The 16546-nt window shown below is 65.0% G+C and carries 12 protein-coding genes; 4 read left to right on the top strand and 8 right to left on the bottom strand.

Annotated features, from left to right (window positions below):
• Nucleotides 1–36: 36 nt before the first annotated feature.
• The 3 genes from GNK13_RS09175 to GNK13_RS09165 all read right to left on the bottom strand — a co-directional run bounded on the left by GNK13_RS09175 (nt 37) and on the right by GNK13_RS09165 (nt 2971).
• Nucleotides 37–231, bottom strand: a complete 195-nt coding sequence (locus GNK13_RS09175) for a hypothetical protein (RefSeq protein WP_164102212.1) — start codon at nt 229–231, stop codon at nt 37–39.
• 37 nt (nt 232–268) lie between these two features.
• Nucleotides 269–2134: a glutamine--fructose-6-phosphate transaminase (isomerizing) gene (gene glmS / locus GNK13_RS09170; RefSeq protein WP_164102211.1), complete on the bottom strand. Its 1866-nt coding sequence runs from the start codon at nt 2132–2134 to the stop codon at nt 269–271.
• Nucleotides 2135–2431: 297 nt separating this feature from the next.
• Complete coding sequence (locus GNK13_RS09165) at nt 2432–2971, bottom strand: hypothetical protein (RefSeq protein WP_164102210.1); 540 nt, start codon at nt 2969–2971, stop codon at nt 2432–2434.
• Between the two features lie 166 nt (nt 2972–3137).
• On the opposite strand from GNK13_RS09165, the gene GNK13_RS09160 reads away from it, so the two are divergent.
• Nucleotides 3138–5903: a S8 family peptidase gene (locus GNK13_RS09160; RefSeq protein ID WP_164102209.1), complete on the top strand. Its 2766-nt coding sequence runs from the start codon at nt 3138–3140 to the stop codon at nt 5901–5903.
• 31 nt (nt 5904–5934) lie between these two features.
• On the opposite strand, the gene GNK13_RS09155 is transcribed toward GNK13_RS09160, so the two are convergent.
• The 3 genes from GNK13_RS09155 to GNK13_RS09145 all read right to left on the bottom strand — a co-directional run bounded on the left by GNK13_RS09155 (nt 5935) and on the right by GNK13_RS09145 (nt 8644).
• Nucleotides 5935–6363, bottom strand: a complete 429-nt coding sequence (locus GNK13_RS09155) for a hypothetical protein (RefSeq protein WP_164102208.1) — start codon at nt 6361–6363, stop codon at nt 5935–5937.
• A gap of 111 nt (nt 6364–6474) precedes the next feature.
• Entirely contained in the window at nt 6475–7425 is a 951-nt protein-coding gene (locus tag GNK13_RS09150) for a DUF1559 domain-containing protein (protein WP_164102337.1), read from the bottom strand.
• Between the two features lie 490 nt (nt 7426–7915).
• Entirely contained in the window at nt 7916–8644 is a 729-nt protein-coding gene (locus GNK13_RS09145) for a methyltransferase domain-containing protein (RefSeq protein WP_164102207.1), read from the bottom strand.
• 55 nt (nt 8645–8699) lie between these two features.
• On the opposite strand from GNK13_RS09145, the gene GNK13_RS09140 reads away from it, so the two are divergent.
• Entirely contained in the window at nt 8700–9050 is a 351-nt protein-coding gene (locus GNK13_RS09140) for a cupin domain-containing protein (RefSeq protein ID WP_164102206.1), read from the top strand.
• A 145-nt stretch (nt 9051–9195) separates the two neighbouring features.
• Here GNK13_RS09140 and hemB read toward each other — a convergent pair whose 3' ends face one another.
• Complete coding sequence (gene hemB, locus GNK13_RS09135) at nt 9196–10203, bottom strand: porphobilinogen synthase (protein WP_164102205.1); 1008 nt, start codon at nt 10201–10203, stop codon at nt 9196–9198.
• A gap of 167 nt (nt 10204–10370) precedes the next feature.
• Between hemB and GNK13_RS09130 the strand changes: the two genes are divergently transcribed.
• Entirely contained in the window at nt 10371–12020 is a 1650-nt protein-coding gene (locus GNK13_RS09130) for a family 16 glycoside hydrolase (protein WP_164102204.1), read from the top strand.
• A gap of 180 nt (nt 12021–12200) precedes the next feature.
• Here GNK13_RS09130 and GNK13_RS09125 read toward each other — a convergent pair whose 3' ends face one another.
• Nucleotides 12201–13376 carry an FAD-dependent oxidoreductase gene (locus GNK13_RS09125; RefSeq protein WP_164102203.1) on the bottom strand — a complete coding sequence of 392 codons (1176 nt, stop codon included), beginning with the start codon at nt 13374–13376 and terminating at the stop codon, nt 12201–12203.
• 315 nt (nt 13377–13691) lie between these two features.
• On the opposite strand from GNK13_RS09125, the gene GNK13_RS09120 reads away from it, so the two are divergent.
• A complete protein-coding gene (locus GNK13_RS09120; RefSeq protein WP_164102202.1) occupies nt 13692–16526 on the top strand; it encodes a 2-oxoglutarate dehydrogenase E1 component in 2835 nt (944 codons plus the stop codon).
• The last annotated feature ends 20 nt before the right edge of the window (nt 16527–16546 follow it).

The raw sequence follows: 16546 nt of genomic DNA, 5'->3' as shown, positions 1-16546 counted from the left end.
ACGCTGATTGGGACAACACAGAGCAAGCCAACGCAGTCAGAGCGGTTCGTCGAAAACCGCATGCGGCTCTTGGCTGGGAACGATCCTCGTCACGTTCACTTTGGTCCGCCGCAACTCCTCGATCTCGCCCGCCATCCGCTGGATCAGGTTGGCGATTTCATTTCCGGCCGATTCCCCGATGTTGACCATCAGGGCTTTGCGCGAGTTGTAGCTCAGTCCAGTCGTTTTCATGGTTCATTCCTCCGAAATTACGACGCAACGATTCAGTTCACTCCACCGTGACACTCTTGGCCAAGTTGCGGGGCTTGTCGACATCGCAACCCCGCAGCAGCGCGATGTGGTAGGAGAGCAACTGCAGCGGCACGACCGAGACGATCGGCTGCAGGTACTCGGGCATCTGGGGGATCCGAATCACGTCGTCGGCGAGGCTGGCGACGCGGGGATCGTCGTGACAGGCGATCGCGATGATCGGTCCGCCGCGGGCTTTGACCTCTTCGACGTTGGCCATCACTTTTTCATACGTCGTGCCGCGGGGAATGATGAACACGCTCGGCGTGTCGGCATCGACCAGGGCGATCGGCCCATGCTTCATTTCGGCGGCCGGATAACCCTCGGCATGGATGTAGCTGATTTCCTTCAGCTTCAGTGCTCCCTCGAGCGCCGTGGGGAAGTTGTACTGACGGCCGAGATAGAGAAAGTTCGTCGCGTCTTTATATTTTTCGGCGACTTGACGGACCTGCTCATCGCACGCGAGCGCCTGCTGGACCGCTCCAGGCAGGCTCTGCAGCTCGGCAATGATCCGCTCTCCCGCCTCGAAGCTCAGATGCCGCAGCCGCCCCAAATAGAGCGCCAGCATCGCCAGCACGCAGCACTGCGAGGTGTAGGCTTTCGTGCTGGCCACTCCGATCTCGGGACCGGCATGGAGGTAGACGCCGCCATCGGCCGCTTGGGCAATCGAGCTGGCGACGACATTGCAGATCGCCAGCGTGCGGTGCCCTTTGCGTTTCATCTCCCGCAGCGCGGCGAGCGTGTCGGCCGTCTCGCCGCTCTGAGTGATCCCGAAGACGAGCGTCCCCGAATCGAGCGGCGGATTGCGGTAGCGAAGCTCGCTGGCGTACTCGACCTCGACCGGGATCCGAGCCAGCTCTTCGATCAAGTACTCCCCGACCAGCGCCGAGTGCCAGCTCGTCCCACACCCGGTGAGCACGATCCGGTCGATGCTCCGCAGCTGCTGGGGCGTGAGGTTGAGGCCGCCGAACAGCGCGGTCGCGTGCTCGGCATCCAAGCGGCCGCGCATCGCGTTGCGGATCGCCGTGGGCTGCTCGTAGATCTCCTTGAGCATGTAGTGATCAAAGCCCTCGAGCGAGACCTCGTCGGCTTCGATCTCTAGCGGCCGGACATGCAGATCGACCTTCCCCTGGTCGCGATGGATCACGCTCAGCTGATTCGCTTTGAGCACCGCCAGCTGGTGATCGGCCAAGTAGACGATCCGGTCGGTGTGCCCGACCAGCGGCGACGCGTCCGAAGCGAGGAAATGCTCCCCCCGCCCGACACCGACCACCAGCGGGCTGCCAAAGCGGGCGGCGATGATCAAATCGGGCCGGTCGCGGAAAACGACCGCGATGCCGTACGTCCCGCGGAGCTGGGCGATCGCCCGGCGAACCGCCTCGACATAGCGGCTCTCGTCGTCACCTGCCTGGCTGTCGCCGGAGGCGGTCTGTTGCAGGGCTTCGGCGATCAGATGGGCGATCGCTTCGGAGTCGGTCGCCGAATGGAACCGGTAGCCCTTGGCGAGCAGATCGTCCTTGAGCTGCTGATGGTTCTCGATCACCCCATTGTGGACCACTGCGACGAGACCATCGCCGCCGAGGTGCGGGTGAGCATTCTCTTCGGTCGCCGGCCCGTGCGTGGCCCACCGCGTGTGGCCGATTCCGATCGAACCGAGCGGCGGATTGCAGTCGAGCCGCGCTGCCAGCTCGTCGATCCGCCCCACGGCCCGCCGGACCTGCAGGCCGTTCCCGTCGAGCGTCGCGACTCCGGAACTGTCGTAGCCGCGGTACTCGAGCCGCCGCAGCCCCTGGAGCAAAAACGTCGCTGCCGAGGCTGGACCGATGTAGCCGACGATGCCGCACATTTCGGACTCACTTCCGAGAAAGAGAAGCCCCTTCGATCGAGGGGTCTCCAGATCCAATAGCGTACGATACTAAAGGGGCACTCGGCGGAACCGCCAGCCCAACCGCTATTTTCTCAGACCGGAAAGTGGCAAATGTGCAGCTTGGATGAATTTTTCGAATTAGGCAGAGTCCGTTCATCAGCCGCCGGGCGCTAGCTCGGATTAATCATCAGCCGCCGGGCGCTAGCCCCCGGTTCCCGAAAACGCCGTGAGAACCGGACGCTAGCGCGTGACGGCTGATTTCACTGATTTTGCACGCTAGGCGGCAGCACGCCGCTGCGGATCGCCCGCTTCGGCAAAGCGGGCCGCCGGCTGCACCTCGAGCGCTCCGCTGGCCTCGTTGCGGGTGAGCACGAGCGAGTCCTCGCGGACCAGTCGCGAGAGCACGTGCAGCACTGCCGGGTCGTTCAGCTCCGCCTCGGAACCGTCGAGCACCAGCAGGTCGACCGCTCCGATCGTGTGGGCGACGCGGGTCAGAGCCATCGCCAGCGAGCCGGCCAGCGGCACCGGCAGCGGCCGTGCGCCGAGCCGCCCCAGTCGGCTATGGAACTCCTTCAACCCCAGGTGCCCCGCTCCGCCAGCCTCGAACGGGTCGACCGCGGCGTAGCGGATCGTGCCTTCGGAGCCCTGCTCGCGAAGCCAACCGATCAGCCGCTCGGACCGCTCTCCCGTACCGATGCGAAGTTCCAAAACACTCTGGATCACCCGCCCCCGCACCGCCTGGTACAGCGGCCGGTCTGCGGCGGGTTTCGAGAAGTGCAGCAGTTTCAATGAGGACCAGAAGCGGGCCAGCGACATGACTCCAACTTCCTCGGCTTGCCGGTTGGTGCGAATGGGACGACTCGACCTATTTTCTCGGATCGGCCGGCGGCCCAAGTTCAATCCTTCTCGAAGGAATTCGGCGACCTATGTTTGCCCATCCGGTCGCTTCAACACCCTCCCCCCTGCTCTCCCCCGTGGAACGATGGCCTCTTGTTCGCAGCCTCCCGCCGACGATTGTGGGCGCCGACCGCCGCGCCGCTCGGCTCCGGCCATCGCGAAACCGCTTCGCCGGATTCTCGCCTTCGAACCCCGGCTGGCCCTCTCGGCCAATCCCGGAGCCGATCTGCTGCTCGATGCCCTGTCGGCCCTCCACAGCGACGATTTCAACGCCAACGATTTCAACGCCAACGCAATCGCGAACTTTTGCCAACCCTTCGACTCGCAGGCGGGCGACGTGCAGGGCACCGATCCGCAGCTGCTCTCGTCGAGCTCGGCGTCGAGCTTCGCGGAGCTTCCGCCGCTACTCGAGCAAGCGGCAGCGGTCCGCGGCAGCTATGGCTTGAGCGGCGCGGGGCAAACGGTGGCCGTGATCGACAGCGGCATCGCTTGGGACCACGTCGCCCTCGGCGGAGGCTTCGGCCCTGGCTACCGCGTCGTCGGCGGCTGGGATTTTGCCGAAGGGGACGCGGACCCGTACGACGACGCGCCGGCCGGTTTTCACGGGACCCACGTGGCCGGGCTGATCGGCGGCCAAAGCGACTCGCTCTCAGGGATTGCGCCGGGGGCGGACTTGGTCGCGCTCCGCGTCTTCGATGACGCCGGCGTGGGCTCGCTCGACTGGATCGAGTCGGCGCTGCAGTGGGTTTACGACAACCGCGACACGTTCGCTTCTCCGATCACCACCGTCAACATCTCGATCGGAACGCTGCTTCCCGACGCGCTCGCCGCCGATGTCCAAATCCAGCTGGAAGACGAACTCGCGCAGCTGCGGGAGGCCAGCATCCTGGTCGTCGCTGCCGCCGGTAATGCCTACGACTCGGCCTTTCCCGACCGTCTGACCTATCCCGCCTCGAGCCCGCACACCTGGGCCGTCGGCAGCGTCGATGCGGATGGCTCGCTGAGCTCGTTCTCGCAGCGGAGCGACGCAATGCTCACGACCGTCGGCCGCGGCGTCACCAGCTCGGTCCCCGACCACGTGCTCGGCTGGGACGGCGAGGTCAACGATTATCATGCCGCCAACGGCACCAGCATGGCCGCCCCTCAAATCGCCGCCGCCTCCGTTCTGCTCCGCGAAGCTTTTGCGGAAACCGGCCACGACGCCACCCTCGACGAGATGCTCGAGCGGCTGCAGCAAACGGCTGACGAGCGCGTCGATCCAGCGACCGGCACGCGATACTACGAAGTGAACTTGGCCGCCGCGATCGATTCGGTGCTGGGGAGCACTGGCACGCCGGGCCCGACAACGCCCGAGAGTCCCGCGCCCGGCCCCGCAGATCCAGGCGACTCGACTCCGCCGCAAACGCCCCCACTCGACCCCGCCCAACTCGACACCGATCCGATCGACTTGGGGCACGTCGAATGGTCGCGAGTCGAACTCGGCGGTGCCACGACGATTCATGCCACGACGATTCATGCCACGGCCGTTCGCAGCGGGCTGTTCTCGGTCGCCTTCGAAACCGAAGCGGATCGAGGGGCGGTGCGGATCGAGGATGCCAGCGGGAACGTGCTTTGGAATGGCGACGCTCCGGCTACGGGACAGATCGACGTTCGGGTCGTCGCTGATCAGAAGCTCTCGATCTCGATCGCTTCACCGCTCAACAGCTCGCCCGATGGGTCGGCTGCGGTCCGGCTGGCCAACGTGGTCGGCGTGCACGAGGGACGTTTGCAGCTGAGCAGCGTCGCGGGAGACCCGGAGATCGGGCTCGACGTGAGCGATGGAGTAGTCGCGCGGATCGGCAATCTCGAGTACGCCTTCGCTGCTGGAGAAGTCACCTCGGGAGTCATCGACGGAGGTTCGGGAGCCGATGCGCTGCGGATCACCAGTTCGGCGGCCGCCGCTCGACTGGTCCTCAATCCGTATGCCGATGGAACGCTCACCGCAGGCGACCGCAGCTTCGTCCTCCGCGGCTTTGAGGACGTGCGGTACGAGGGGAGCGGCGGCTCCGATCGAGCCTATCTCTATGACACCCGCGGCAACGATCGGCTCGAAGCCCGTCCCGGGCAAGCGATGCTCGAGGGGGCCGGCTTCCGCTACGAAGTCAGCAACGTGCAGCGGGTCTACGTGCATGCCACTGCCGGTGGAGCGGACATGGCGTTTTTGCACGACTCGCCGGAGGACGACCAGCTGGCGGTTCGGCCCCAGTTTGTGAGCCTCCGCGGGGGCGAGTTTTTTAACTCCGCCTACGGTTTCGAGCGGGTCTATGCCTACGCCACCGCCGGCGGCCACGACGTGGCCAACCTCTACGACTCCGCTGGCGACGACCGGATGACCGCCTCGGCCGAATCGGCCTGGATCAGCGGCCAGGGATATTACGCCCAGGCCCGCAGCTTCGACTCGGTCACCGGACATGCGACCGCCGGCGGCCACGACCGCGCGACGCTCTACGCCGACGACCACGGAGCGGGCCGCTGGCACCAAAGCCCAGGGCTGACCGAACTCCGCAACGATGCCGGACAGAGCCGAGCGGCTCGCGGCTTCGAGCAAACCGAAAGCTACTCGGCCGGGGTCGCGGTGCAGTTTCTCGGCGGGTTGACGAAGAGCGACGCCGCCAGCGAACTCACCCCCGAAGCCGAAGAGCCGGAAGCGTGGCGGGTTCGCGAGCTGCTTCATTTGGCCGGCCCGCTCGTTGGTTCGATGGCCAGCCTACCGAACTCCCCGGCGGCAATCCTCCCGCCGCCGCTGGGAAACCCCGAGGCGGAGCGGGAGCTTCTTAAGGATCTGTTCGCGGAGTTTGGAGAAGAGGAGTAGTCTCCGCGACGCTGCAAGAAAGCCGTTCGTCTTACAGCTCGAGAGCGATCGCCTGATCGCCCGCCTCGGGAATCGTAACTTCCAATCCGGATGTATCGGGATCCTCATACTTCTTCGGCAACACCGATCGCGCGGCGGGCTGGCTCATCGGCACCTCGCGGCCCGGCTCGCCCGCCAATTCTTCCATCTGCTTCACGATGTAGACGCGATAGTCTCCCGGCTGCGCTCCATCTTCGCCGACCGTCTGCAGCACAAACTTCCCCTCGGCATCGGTCACACCACCCGCCCGTGGCTCCTCGGGCGAAGTGGGCTGCAAGAAGACCTCGTAACCCTCAAGCGGCTTTCCTTGATAAGTCAACTCGCCTGCAGCGGGAACCAGATGCGGCCCCTCCGCTTCGCTTCCACAGCCCGCCAGAAATGGGAGCAGCGCTCCATTCATCACCAAAAGCAAAAGTCTCATCGGAAACCGTTATAAGAGATGCAAGAAAAACAATCGCAGCACCACCCGAGAGTGGTGCTGCGTTATGAGAAGACCGAAAAAGATTTACGCGAGGCTAAATCGGACGCGTGATTACTGCTCGACCACTTCGCCGCCGTTGGCCGTCCCGAGCGCCAACCAGACGCGGCCGTCGATCGATTCCGCACCAAAGCTCACCGAGCCGTCGCAGCGGACCGACTGCACTCCACCCGGGTGGAAGCTACGAGCAGCCAAGTGACCACCATTCAAGCTCCCGCCTTTAATGCAGTCGCGGAACCGCGAATTCGGGGTCAAGGTGTGGTTGTAGAAAGTCGCAACCACCAAGGCCCGGTAATACTGCAACCCGCGATACCGCCACGCGCTCGCTCCGGGATCATCACACGCCATCGGATAGGTCGTATCCATATCGGTGGTCCAACCGCTCAGATTCGTCGCCGTCCGAAGGTATTCTTGCGAATCTCGCGTGTAGGTCCCCAGGCTGGAACCACCGTTGTAGACGCCCTTCTTGATTTCCGAGAAGGCTACAGTGTTGCTCAAGCCGTCGGTGATTTCACCAAATTTGACCGCGCGATTGTAAGGAAAGACGGCCGTACGGTTGTCGTGAGGAGCCAAGCCGCCCATGTTCTGCATGTAAACGGCTTGACCGGCATAGCTAAAGCCGGGCGCATCATCGGGATGCGAAGGGCATTCGTAGATCGACAGCGTCTGCCGGATCGCGGGCGCGTTGACTGGGTCGCTGTTCAATCTCCTGCTGAAATCGAACAACTCATGATTGTTGCCCGCCTCGATGAAGGGCAGGATCAGCGTCTGGGTTGTTGCTTCGTTGGCAGCAATCCCACCTGGCGGCAACGTTTTGAAGGTCGATTCGTAGTTGTGCAGCGCCAACCCGATCTGCTTCAGGTTGTTCCCACACTGCATCCGTCGCGCTGCTTCGCGAGCCGACTGAACGGCAGGCAACAGCAGTCCGACCAATACCCCAATGATGGCGATAACGACCAACAACTCGACGAGCGTGAATCCCAATCTGGGACCGCGACGTACCATGCTTTTCTCCAGACATATCTAAATAACAATGACTCGAAGAGTGCATTTCACCCTTCGTTAACACACGATGCTTGCAACTGCCGACAAAGATCGAGTCGGCAAGCGCCGGCGAGGAGGGAGTCGAGTCCGACGAGCGAGGCCGGTCGCAACCGACCTCGATCGACTCCGGGGCAGCCTCTGCTGCTGCATACCGCCGTCGGGAATTAACCGGCAGCAGCAAATCTCCTTAACAACCACCGCAGCAAATTTGCGGGTGAAAGAAAGAAAAATCTGCCTGCGGAAAATCGTAGTTAAGAAAATGCAAAGATGTCTTACCCAACACAGAAAAAATGAAGGCCCAAAACGGGGGCTCTATCATGAGGGGGGGCGTCCGCCTGGAGGCAGAGCGAGTATCAGCCGCCACGCGCTAGCGTCCGGTTCTCACCGCGTTTTCGAGAACCGGGGGCTAGCGCCCGGCGGCTGATAAATAATGCGGCCGAAGGCTCCGCCGCTACCGGCGGAGCCGCATTACGCGGATCGGGTGCTCGGGGTCGTCGGCGAGCTGCACCGCGTGTTCCTCGTACCGCCAGCCCTGTCCCACGATCCACTCGCGAAACTCGTTGGCGATCAAGCGGTAGGGGTCGCTGAGCAGCACTTCACCGCCGGGGGCGAGATGCGTCTTCAAACACGCATCGAGCTCGGGCCAGAGCTGGCGAAGATAGGTCACGTCGGAACCGAGGATCAGCGGAAACGGCTCGCCCGAGAGCCGATCGATCCCGAACCGCAAGCGACGGACGTGGCACCGCCGGCCGAGTGGGGCAACGGTCAGCTGGACCAGCAGCAGCGGATCGCTGACGCCATCGGTCAGCACGACGTCGGCTCCCCGTAGCGCTGCAGCGAGTCCCGCGCGGCCCGTTCCGCAGCCCAGCTCCAGGACGCGGCGGTTCTCGAGCTCGTACGCCTCGAGAAACTGATCGAGCCCCGCGGCGGCTCGCCAAACCGTCGCCCAAAAGGGATCGATCACTCCCTGCTCCCCAGCATCCTGACGGCGGCAGGCCTCGACCAGCATCCCATCGGGATCCGAAGCGGTGGCGACCCGCCACACTCGGCCAGCGATCCGCTGCGGCGCCCAGTGCCAACGGAACCGCTGCGAAGCCCGCTGCTCCAGCCGCAACTGGCGGTGCGAAGAAGGGGGCGAGTCCTCGGCGGCGGAGCGGTTCGCTTGGTCCAACGTTTGCATTCCTGGAGGCAACACACAGCTCAACTGGCAACAGCTCGAAAGGGAGCCTTTCCCCATGGGTCTCGATCTACGCAAGCACGGTGACGCCGAAACCGCGGTCAAAGGCGAGATGGGACAAATTCACCTCGCCCGTGGCACGCACGTCGCGATGCGGATGTGGAACGAACCGGCTGGCGAGCCGGATCGCCCGCGCACCCGTTCGTACGAAACCGTCGGCTACGTGCTCGAGGGCCGCGTGGAGCTGACGATTCAGGGCGAAAAGACGAGCCTCAAAGCGGGCGATGCCTGGATCGTACCGGCCGGTGCCGAGCACGCGTACCGGGTGCTCGAACCGCTCCGTGCGATCGAAGCGACCAGCCCCCCGGCCCAGGACAACGCCCAAGACCGGCCCCCCGAGGCGGAGTGAGGTTGGTTGGGGCTGGGGGACCGCAATTTGTTCATCAGCCGCCGGGCGCTAGCCCCCGGTTTGCCAAAACACGGCTGGAACCGGACGCTAGCGCGTGGCGGCTGATGTGTGGGCAACGCGGCAGCCGGCGACATGCCAACCGCCGTCACCTCCTCAGCAACCTCGCCGCTTCGGGGGCAAAATAGCTCAGCACCCCGTCGGCTCCGGCCCGCTTGAACGCCAGCAGACTCTCGAGCAGGGCCGAGTCGCGGTCGAGCCAGCCTTGCTCGGCTGCCGCGGTGATCATCGCGTACTCGCCACTGACTTGATACGCGTAGGTCGGCACGCCGAAAGTCGCTTTGACGCGGTGGACCAAGTCGAGATAGGGCATCCCCGGCTTAATCATCACGCTGTCGGCTCCCTCGCCGAGGTCGAGCGCGACTTCGTGCAGCGCCTCGTCGCCATTGGACGGATCCTGCTGGTACGTCTTTTTATCTCCACCGCCGAGATTGGCGGCCGAGCCGACCGCATCGCGGAAGGGGCCATAGAAAGCGCTCGCGTACTTGGCGGCGTACGACATGATCTGCACGTCGAGATATCCGGCTTCGTCGAGCGCTCGGCGGATCGCTCCCACGCGGCCATCCATCATGTCACTCGGGGCCGCCACGTCGCAGCCCGCTTCGGCCTGCACGACCGCTTGGCGACAGAGCAGCTCGACCGTGCGATCGTTCGTCACGTATCCCCCTTCGACCAGCCCGTCTTGGCCATGGCTGCTGTAGGGATCGAGGGCGACGTCGCAGATCACTCCCAGCGAATCGCCCACTTCGGCTTTGATCGCGCGGACCGTTCGACAGACGAGGTTCTCGGGATTGACCGCCTCGCGAGCGTCTTCGCTTTTGAGCCGCGGATCGGTTGCCGGAAAAACTGCGATCGCCGGGATCCCCAGCTCCACCGCTTCGGCCGCCGCCCGCACCGCATCGGCGCGACCCAAGCGGTGCACCCCGGGCATGCTCGGTACCGGCTCCCGCCCCTCGGCGAAGTCGCGGACGAAAATCGGCCAGATCAGGTCGTCGACCGTGAGCCTCGTCTCGCGAACCAGGCGGCGGGACCACGGGTGCCGCCGAGAGCGGCGAAGGCGGGTCTGCGGATACGAGCCTCGGACAAAACTGAACATGCGGTTGCTCTACTTCGATCGGCCAGCGTTGCTCGGCCAGGGTCGGCGGAATTGCGCTTCCCGGGTTGCGCGAATGTTGCCCCGGGACCAGTCGGAGTTCAAAATACCGGTGCCCTGGGAAGGACAGAATACCTCCTCCACTCCCCTCGTCGCCCCGAAAGCACTCCATGCCTCGCCCCACCCTGCTGCCGACTTCACTCGCGAGACTGCTCTTCGCCCCATTCCTGATGCTGCACGCAGCGGGAATTGCCGAAGCCGGCGAGCCGCTGCGGGTGCTCCTGATCGACGGCCAGAACAACCACAAGTGGGAAGAGACGACGCCGCTGATCGTCCAGACGCTTGAGGGTGCTGAGGCAGGCGGTGCTGAGGCAGGCGGGGCTGAGGCAGGGGATGCTGAGACAGGGGAGAGGCGGCGGTTCACGGTCGACGTCGTCACCACGCCACCGGCCGGCGGCGACATGAGCGGCTTCAAGCCCGAGTTCAGCCGCTACGATGTCGTCGTCTCGAATTACAACGGCCAGCCGTGGAGCCCCGCGACGCAAGCAGCGTTTGAAGCTTACGTGTCGGGCGGTGGTGGCTTCGTCAGCGTCCATGCGGCCGACAACGCGTTTCCGGAGTGGCCCGCCTACAACCGGATGATCGGGCTCGGCGGCTGGGGAGGCCGCACCGAGAAGGACGGGCCGTACCTTCGCTGGCGAGACAACCAGATCGTCCGCGACCCGACGCCCGGGCGCGGAGGCAGCCACGGCCGACGGCACCCGTTCCTGGTCGTCGTGCGAAACGCCGAGCACCCGATCACTCGCGGGTTGCCCAGAAGTTGGATGCAGGCCGAGGACGAATTGTACGGCCAGCTCCGCGGACCGGCCGAGAACTTGGACGTCCTGGCGACCGCCTACAGCGACCCGAGCACCGGTGGCAGCGGCGAGCATGAACCGATCCTGATGGCGGTCGAGTATGGCCAGGGACGCGTCTTCCATACGACGCTCGGCCACGACACCACGGCGATGCGAGGCGTTGCTTTTCAGGTCACCTTGCAGCGCGGCACCGAATGGGCTGCGACCGGCGAAGTCACCCTCCCGGCAGTCGACCGCCAGACGCTCCCGAGCGACGCGCCGGCGGTCCGCGATCCGGCGACCCTGATCTCCGCTCCGAATCGCGGGAAAGCCTCGCAGACATCGAATGCCCCGGCAGCCACGCGGATTTCGGCCAGCGCCCCACCGGAGCCCGGGACCGCCGGCTGGATGCCCCTCTTCAACGGGCAAAACCTGCAGGGCTGGGCACAGAAGAACGGCACCGCGCGGTACACGGTCGAGGATGGCGTGATCGTCGGGCGAACCACCGTCGGCAGCCCCAATTCGTTCCTCTGCACCGAGCGGGATTATCACAACTTTGAGCTGAGCTTCGAAGTGAAACTCGACGAGGGACTGAACTCGGGAGTCCAGATCCGCTCCAAAAGCCTCTCCAGCGTCAAGAATGGACGGGTGCATGGACCCCAAGTCGAAATCGAATCGTCTCCCGGCGAAGCGGGTTATCTCTACAGCGAAGGAACCGGCCGCAACTGGCTGAGCAAATCGCACTCGATCGAGAACGCGTTCCAGAACGGCCAGTGGAATCAATACTTGGTCCGCGCCGTCGGTCCCCGCCTGCAGACCTGGGTCAACGGCCAAAAGATCGAGGACTTGAGCGACAAAGAATCGTCGCAGGAAGGGTTTCTCGGGCTGCAAGTCCACTCGATCGGCAAGGACGAAGGCCCGTTCGAAGTCCGCTGGCGGAACCTCCAGATCCGGCCCCTGCCCGACGACGCGGTGCTGGAGTGAGGTGGACGTCAGGTAACGCGGGCGTCCGGTGTGGTGATCAGCCGCCGGGCGCTAGCCCCCGGTTCCCGAATATGCCATGAGAACCGGACGCAAGAAGCGTGGCGGCTGATGCAACATCCGTGAGAACCGGACGCAAGAAGCGTGGCGGCTGATGCGCCACCCGAGGCTAGCGCCTACGGCTCATGGTCCCCCCAGCCGCCGCTGGACTGCTTCGGCGGCTCGCTCGCCGCTGCTGAGGGCTCCGGCCATCGTCCCCGCTTCGCGATGGTCGCCGCAGACGACCGGGCCGGCTTCGCCGAACGGCTCGACACTCGGGGGCGTTTCCTTGCTGCCAAAATATTCCGCCGGGGCCGCATAGGGAATGGAGTAGGTCCGCAGATGCTGCCAGGCGTCGACCACGCCGCCGAACCACGACCGCAGCTGGTCGCGGACGCCTTCCACGAGCGGTGTGCCGATCGGCAGCGAACGGCGATCGCCTTCGTCGATGGCCAAGCTGACCGAGACGAGGACGCGGCCCGGCGGGGCGTACTCCGGGGCGACGCGGCTGAGCAGAGTTACGTGATGAATGGGCGGCGCGGGGTGAATGGGGGCCGCGGGGTGAAAGGAACCTGGATCCTCCGCGCCGGCGAGCAACAGCCCGCGCTCGGCGGCCGGCCACGCTCCGAGCGCTGCCGCGTCGGCGGCAAAGTAGATTGTCAGAGCGGCGTCCCAGGGCGTGTCGAAAGGCGAGCCGCTGCTGGCGAGCCGCTGCGTGAGCCGCTGGGCCGCGGGGCTCTCGGTCGCCAGGACCACGACGCGGGCCGCGAGCGAGCGACCGTCACTCAGTTTGACACCGCCCCCGTTCACATCGTCCCCGTTCACATCGTCCCCGTTCATGCCGTTCAGCTGCAGCTGGACCACCGTGTGCTCCAGGGCGAGCGAGCCGCGGGGCAGCCGCTCGGCCAACTGCCGCGGGATGGCCGCGATTCCATCGGCCGGCACCGCTGGCTCGCCGCTGGTGAACGGCCGCAGCATCCGCGTCCAGAACCGGCAGGGGCTTGGCAGCGGTGTCCCAGCGGGGAGTTTTTGGAACCCTTGGCCGGTGCGAACCGAGAGCTGGGGATCGAACTTGCGGAGCCGCAGCTGGTCGTAATCGAGCCACGGGCCGAGGAGCGGATCGTCGGGGTCGAGGAACTGGAATCCCTGATCGAGCTGAAATCGCCCGGCTCGATGGAGACCTTCGGCGGAGTCGGTCCGCACGCGTCCGCCAACGCGGTCGCTCGCTTCGAGCAGCCGGAAGTCGATGCCCGCTTGGGCGAGCCGCGTGGCGCAGGCGAGTCCGGCGAGTCCTCCTCCGACAATCACCACTTCGGGCATCGCAGTCGCTTTCTGGTTATCCGGAGCGGCGGCTCGTTATCCGCAGCGGCCGGCCTGCGGTCGAACCGATGGTCGCGGCAAAAAATGCCGTATGCATAATCGTCCAATTCAGTAAGATAGGACGTACTTCCTCTTGCCGCCCCCCCCAAACTGCAACCGCCGCATGCATTGCTACCCCCTGACGCTCTCGTGGTTGTTCAGGTTCTCGCTGCGGCGCGGATCGGTTTCTCTGTCACGTCCACTCAGTGGCGCGAGCCGTCAAACCTGTGTGGGCTCACCTTTTAATCAGTCCGCATCGACCGCGGATTGTCTGGGATGAATACCTACAGCCTGGACTACATCGACGATCTGTACGTCAAGTACGTCAACGATCCAAACAGCGTTTCGGACAGCTGGCGCCGCTATTTTGAGCAATTCCTGGTTGCTTCCGATGGCGCGGTGCTGCGAGCCTCGCAGGAGGCTGCCGGCGGGGCCAACGGTTCGCCCCCCAGCGGCTCGCCGGCGAGCGGGACCGCGGCCAAAGGACCGGCTGCCACGGCGGTGACCGACGAAGCGCTGTGGCTGGCCCGCGTCCAGGACCGGATCGATCAACTGGTTCGCGAGTATCGGGTCCGCGGTCACCTGAACGCCCAGCTCGATCCACTCGGCTTGCCGCGGCCGACCAGCGCCGAACTGAATCCGAGCTCCTATGGGCTCAGCGAGGAAGACCTCAGCCGGCCGTTCGACTCGAGTTCGCTGGAGAACGTGACCGGGCGGACGCTCTCGGACATCCTGGAAAAGCTCCGCAACACCTACTGTCGGAGCATCGGTGCGCAGTTCATGCACATCGACAATCGCAACATCCGCGATTGGTTGCAGCGGCGGATGGAGCTGACCGAAAACCGCTTGCCGCTGGCCCATCAAGTCCAACGCCGAATCTACACGCGGTTGGCCGACGCCTCGATTTTCGAGGAGTTCGTGCGGCGGAAGTTCGTCGGCGCCAAGACCTTCTCGCTCGAGGGGGCCGAGAGCCTGATCCCGATGATCGACCTGGCGCTGGAGAAAGCGGGCCAGCACAAGGTGCAAGAAGTGGTCATGGGAATGGCCCACCGCGGACGCTTGAACGTGTTGGCGAACATCTTTAAGAAGCGGGCGTTGAACATCTTCTGGTCGTTCGAGGACCCGCGGCCGGAGCTCAGCCGCGGCGGCGGCGACGTCCGCTACCACCTGGGCTACAGCAGCGACTGGACGACGGCGACTGGCGACAAGCTGCACATCTCGCTGTGCTTCAACCCCAGCCACCTGGAATTCGTCAACCCGGTCGCGCTCGGCCGCTGCCGCAGCAAGCAGGACCGCCGCCGCGACAGCAAGCGGCAGGAAGGGCTGACGATCCTGATCCACGGTGACGCTGCCTTCGCTGGCGAAGGCGTGGCCCAGGAGACGCTCAACCTCAGCCAGTTGGCCGGCTACCACACCGGCGGCACGCTGCACATCGTGATCAACAACCAGGTCGGTTTCACCACCGAGCCGTTCCAGGGACGGAGCACGACCTACGCGACCGACGTTGCGCGGATGCTCCAGATTCCGATCTTCCACGTCAACGGCGAGGATCCCGAAGCGGTCGCCCAGGTCGTCTCCTTGGCGATGGATTTCCGCCGCGAGTTCCGCCGCGACGTCGTGATCGACCTCTACGCCTACCGCCGCTGGGGGCACAACGAAGGGGACGAACCGCGGTTCACCCAGCCGCTGATCTACCAAGCCATCGACAGCCGCAAGAGCGTCCGCGAAAGCTATCTGCAGCGGCTGCTCGAGCTCGGCGAGATGACGCAGGAAGAGGCCGATGAAATTCACCGGCTGCGGCAGGAAAAGCTCGAGACCGAGTTCGAAGCCAGCCACACCCAGGAGTTCGTCCCCGACCTGCAGACGCTCGGCGGCTGTTGGCAGCAGTACTACGGCGGCCCCGAGCCGGTCGGCGTCGAGACGCAAACGGGCGTCCCGGCCGAGACGCTCTCGCCGCTGCTCGAAAAACTGACCCAGGTCCCCGTCGGGTTCAAGCTGCACAAAAAGCTCAAGCGACCGATCCAGCAGCGTCGCGAGATGGCTGCCGGCAACCTGCCGCTCGACTGGGCTTCGGCCGAAGCGGCCGCGTTCGCGTCGCTGCTGAGCGAAGGCCACCGAATCCGGTTGACCGGTCAGGACAGCGAGCGGGGGACCTTCAGCCAGCGCCACGCTGTATGGCACGATTCGAGCGACGGCCAGACCTACATGCCGCTGGCCAATCTCTCGCCCGACCAGGCGCCGGTCGAAATCATCAACAGCCCGCTCAGCGAAGTCGGCGTGCTCGGCTTCGAGTACGGCTACTCGCTCGACTGCCCCGAAGGGCTCGTGGCCTGGGAAGCTCAGTTCGGCGACTTCTGGAACGTGGCGCAAGTCATCGTCGACCAGTTCATCGCCAGCGGTGAAGACAAGTGGAAGCGGCTCAGCGGCCTCGTGATGCTGCTGCCCCACGGGTTCGAAGGGCAAGGGCCGGAGCACTGCAGCGCTCGGCTCGAGCGGTTCCTGGCGATGGCGGCCGAACACAACATCCAGGTCTGCCAACCGACGACTCCCGCTCAGTACTTCCATCTGCTGCGGCGGCAAGTGCTGCAGCGGTGGCGAAAGCCGCTGATCGCGCTGACCCCCAAAAGTCTGCTGCGGCACCCGCACTGCGTTTCTGACCTGAGCGAGTTGACCGGCGGCTCGTTCCGCAAGATCCTGCCCGACCCGAACGTGCTCCCCGAGGACGCCCGGCGAGTGCTGCTGTGCACCGGCAAGATCTACTACGACCTGCTCGAAGCGCGTCAGCAACGCGAGATCGAGGACGTGGCGATCATGCGGATCGAACAGCTCTACCCGCTCTCCTCGAGCCAGCTGCTCAAGTCACTCGAAGGCGTGCCGACCGGCAGCGATCTGATCTGGGTCCAGGAAGAACCGGCCAACATGGGGGCTTGGCCCTACATGAAGCTGAACTTCGGGGACGAGCTGAGCGAGCGGTTCCAGTTCCGCCGCGTCAGCCGCAACCCTTCGGCCAGCCCCAGCACCGGCAGCCTCAACGCCCACAAGCTGGAGCAGGCCGAATTGCTCGACGCCGCTTTCGCCGGACTCCTCAGCCCCTCGACCAGCGAGGCGTAGGGGGCGAGGAACAGGAGGAA

It is taken from the genome of Candidatus Laterigemmans baculatus, from assembly GCF_010367455.1.
Taxonomy (GTDB): Bacteria; Planctomycetota; Planctomycetia; order Pirellulales; family Pirellulaceae; genus Laterigemmans; species Laterigemmans baculatus.
Note: the sequence above shows the minus strand (reverse complement) of the source record. Positions and strands in the feature narration are given on the sequence as shown.

What these genes read in the sequence shown, in the direction of transcription:
- hemB (WP_164102205.1), bottom strand. Translation starts at nt 10,203, where the DNA reads ATGTTCAGTTTTGTCCGAGGCTCGTATCCGCAGACCCGCCTTCGCCGC.
- GNK13_RS09175 (WP_164102212.1), bottom strand. Translation starts at nt 231, where the DNA reads ATGAAAACGACTGGACTGAGCTACAACTCGCGCAAAGCCCTGATGGTC.
- GNK13_RS09160 (WP_164102209.1), top strand. Translation starts at nt 3,138, where the DNA reads ATGGCCTCTTGTTCGCAGCCTCCCGCCGACGATTGTGGGCGCCGACCG.
- GNK13_RS09165 (WP_164102210.1), bottom strand. Translation starts at nt 2,971, where the DNA reads ATGTCGCTGGCCCGCTTCTGGTCCTCATTGAAACTGCTGCACTTCTCG.
- GNK13_RS09155 (WP_164102208.1), bottom strand. Translation starts at nt 6,363, where the DNA reads ATGAGACTTTTGCTTTTGGTGATGAATGGAGCGCTGCTCCCATTTCTG.
- GNK13_RS09150 (WP_164102337.1), bottom strand. Translation starts at nt 7,425, where the DNA reads ATGGTACGTCGCGGTCCCAGATTGGGATTCACGCTCGTCGAGTTGTTG.
- GNK13_RS09125 (WP_164102203.1), bottom strand. Translation starts at nt 13,376, where the DNA reads ATGCCCGAAGTGGTGATTGTCGGAGGAGGACTCGCCGGACTCGCCTGC.
- GNK13_RS09130 (WP_164102204.1), top strand. Translation starts at nt 10,371, where the DNA reads ATGCCTCGCCCCACCCTGCTGCCGACTTCACTCGCGAGACTGCTCTTC.
- glmS (WP_164102211.1), bottom strand. Translation starts at nt 2,134, where the DNA reads ATGTGCGGCATCGTCGGCTACATCGGTCCAGCCTCGGCAGCGACGTTT.
- GNK13_RS09140 (WP_164102206.1), top strand. Translation starts at nt 8,700, where the DNA reads ATGGGTCTCGATCTACGCAAGCACGGTGACGCCGAAACCGCGGTCAAA.
- GNK13_RS09120 (WP_164102202.1), top strand. Translation starts at nt 13,692, where the DNA reads ATGAATACCTACAGCCTGGACTACATCGACGATCTGTACGTCAAGTAC.
- GNK13_RS09145 (WP_164102207.1), bottom strand. Translation starts at nt 8,644, where the DNA reads ATGCAAACGTTGGACCAAGCGAACCGCTCCGCCGCCGAGGACTCGCCC.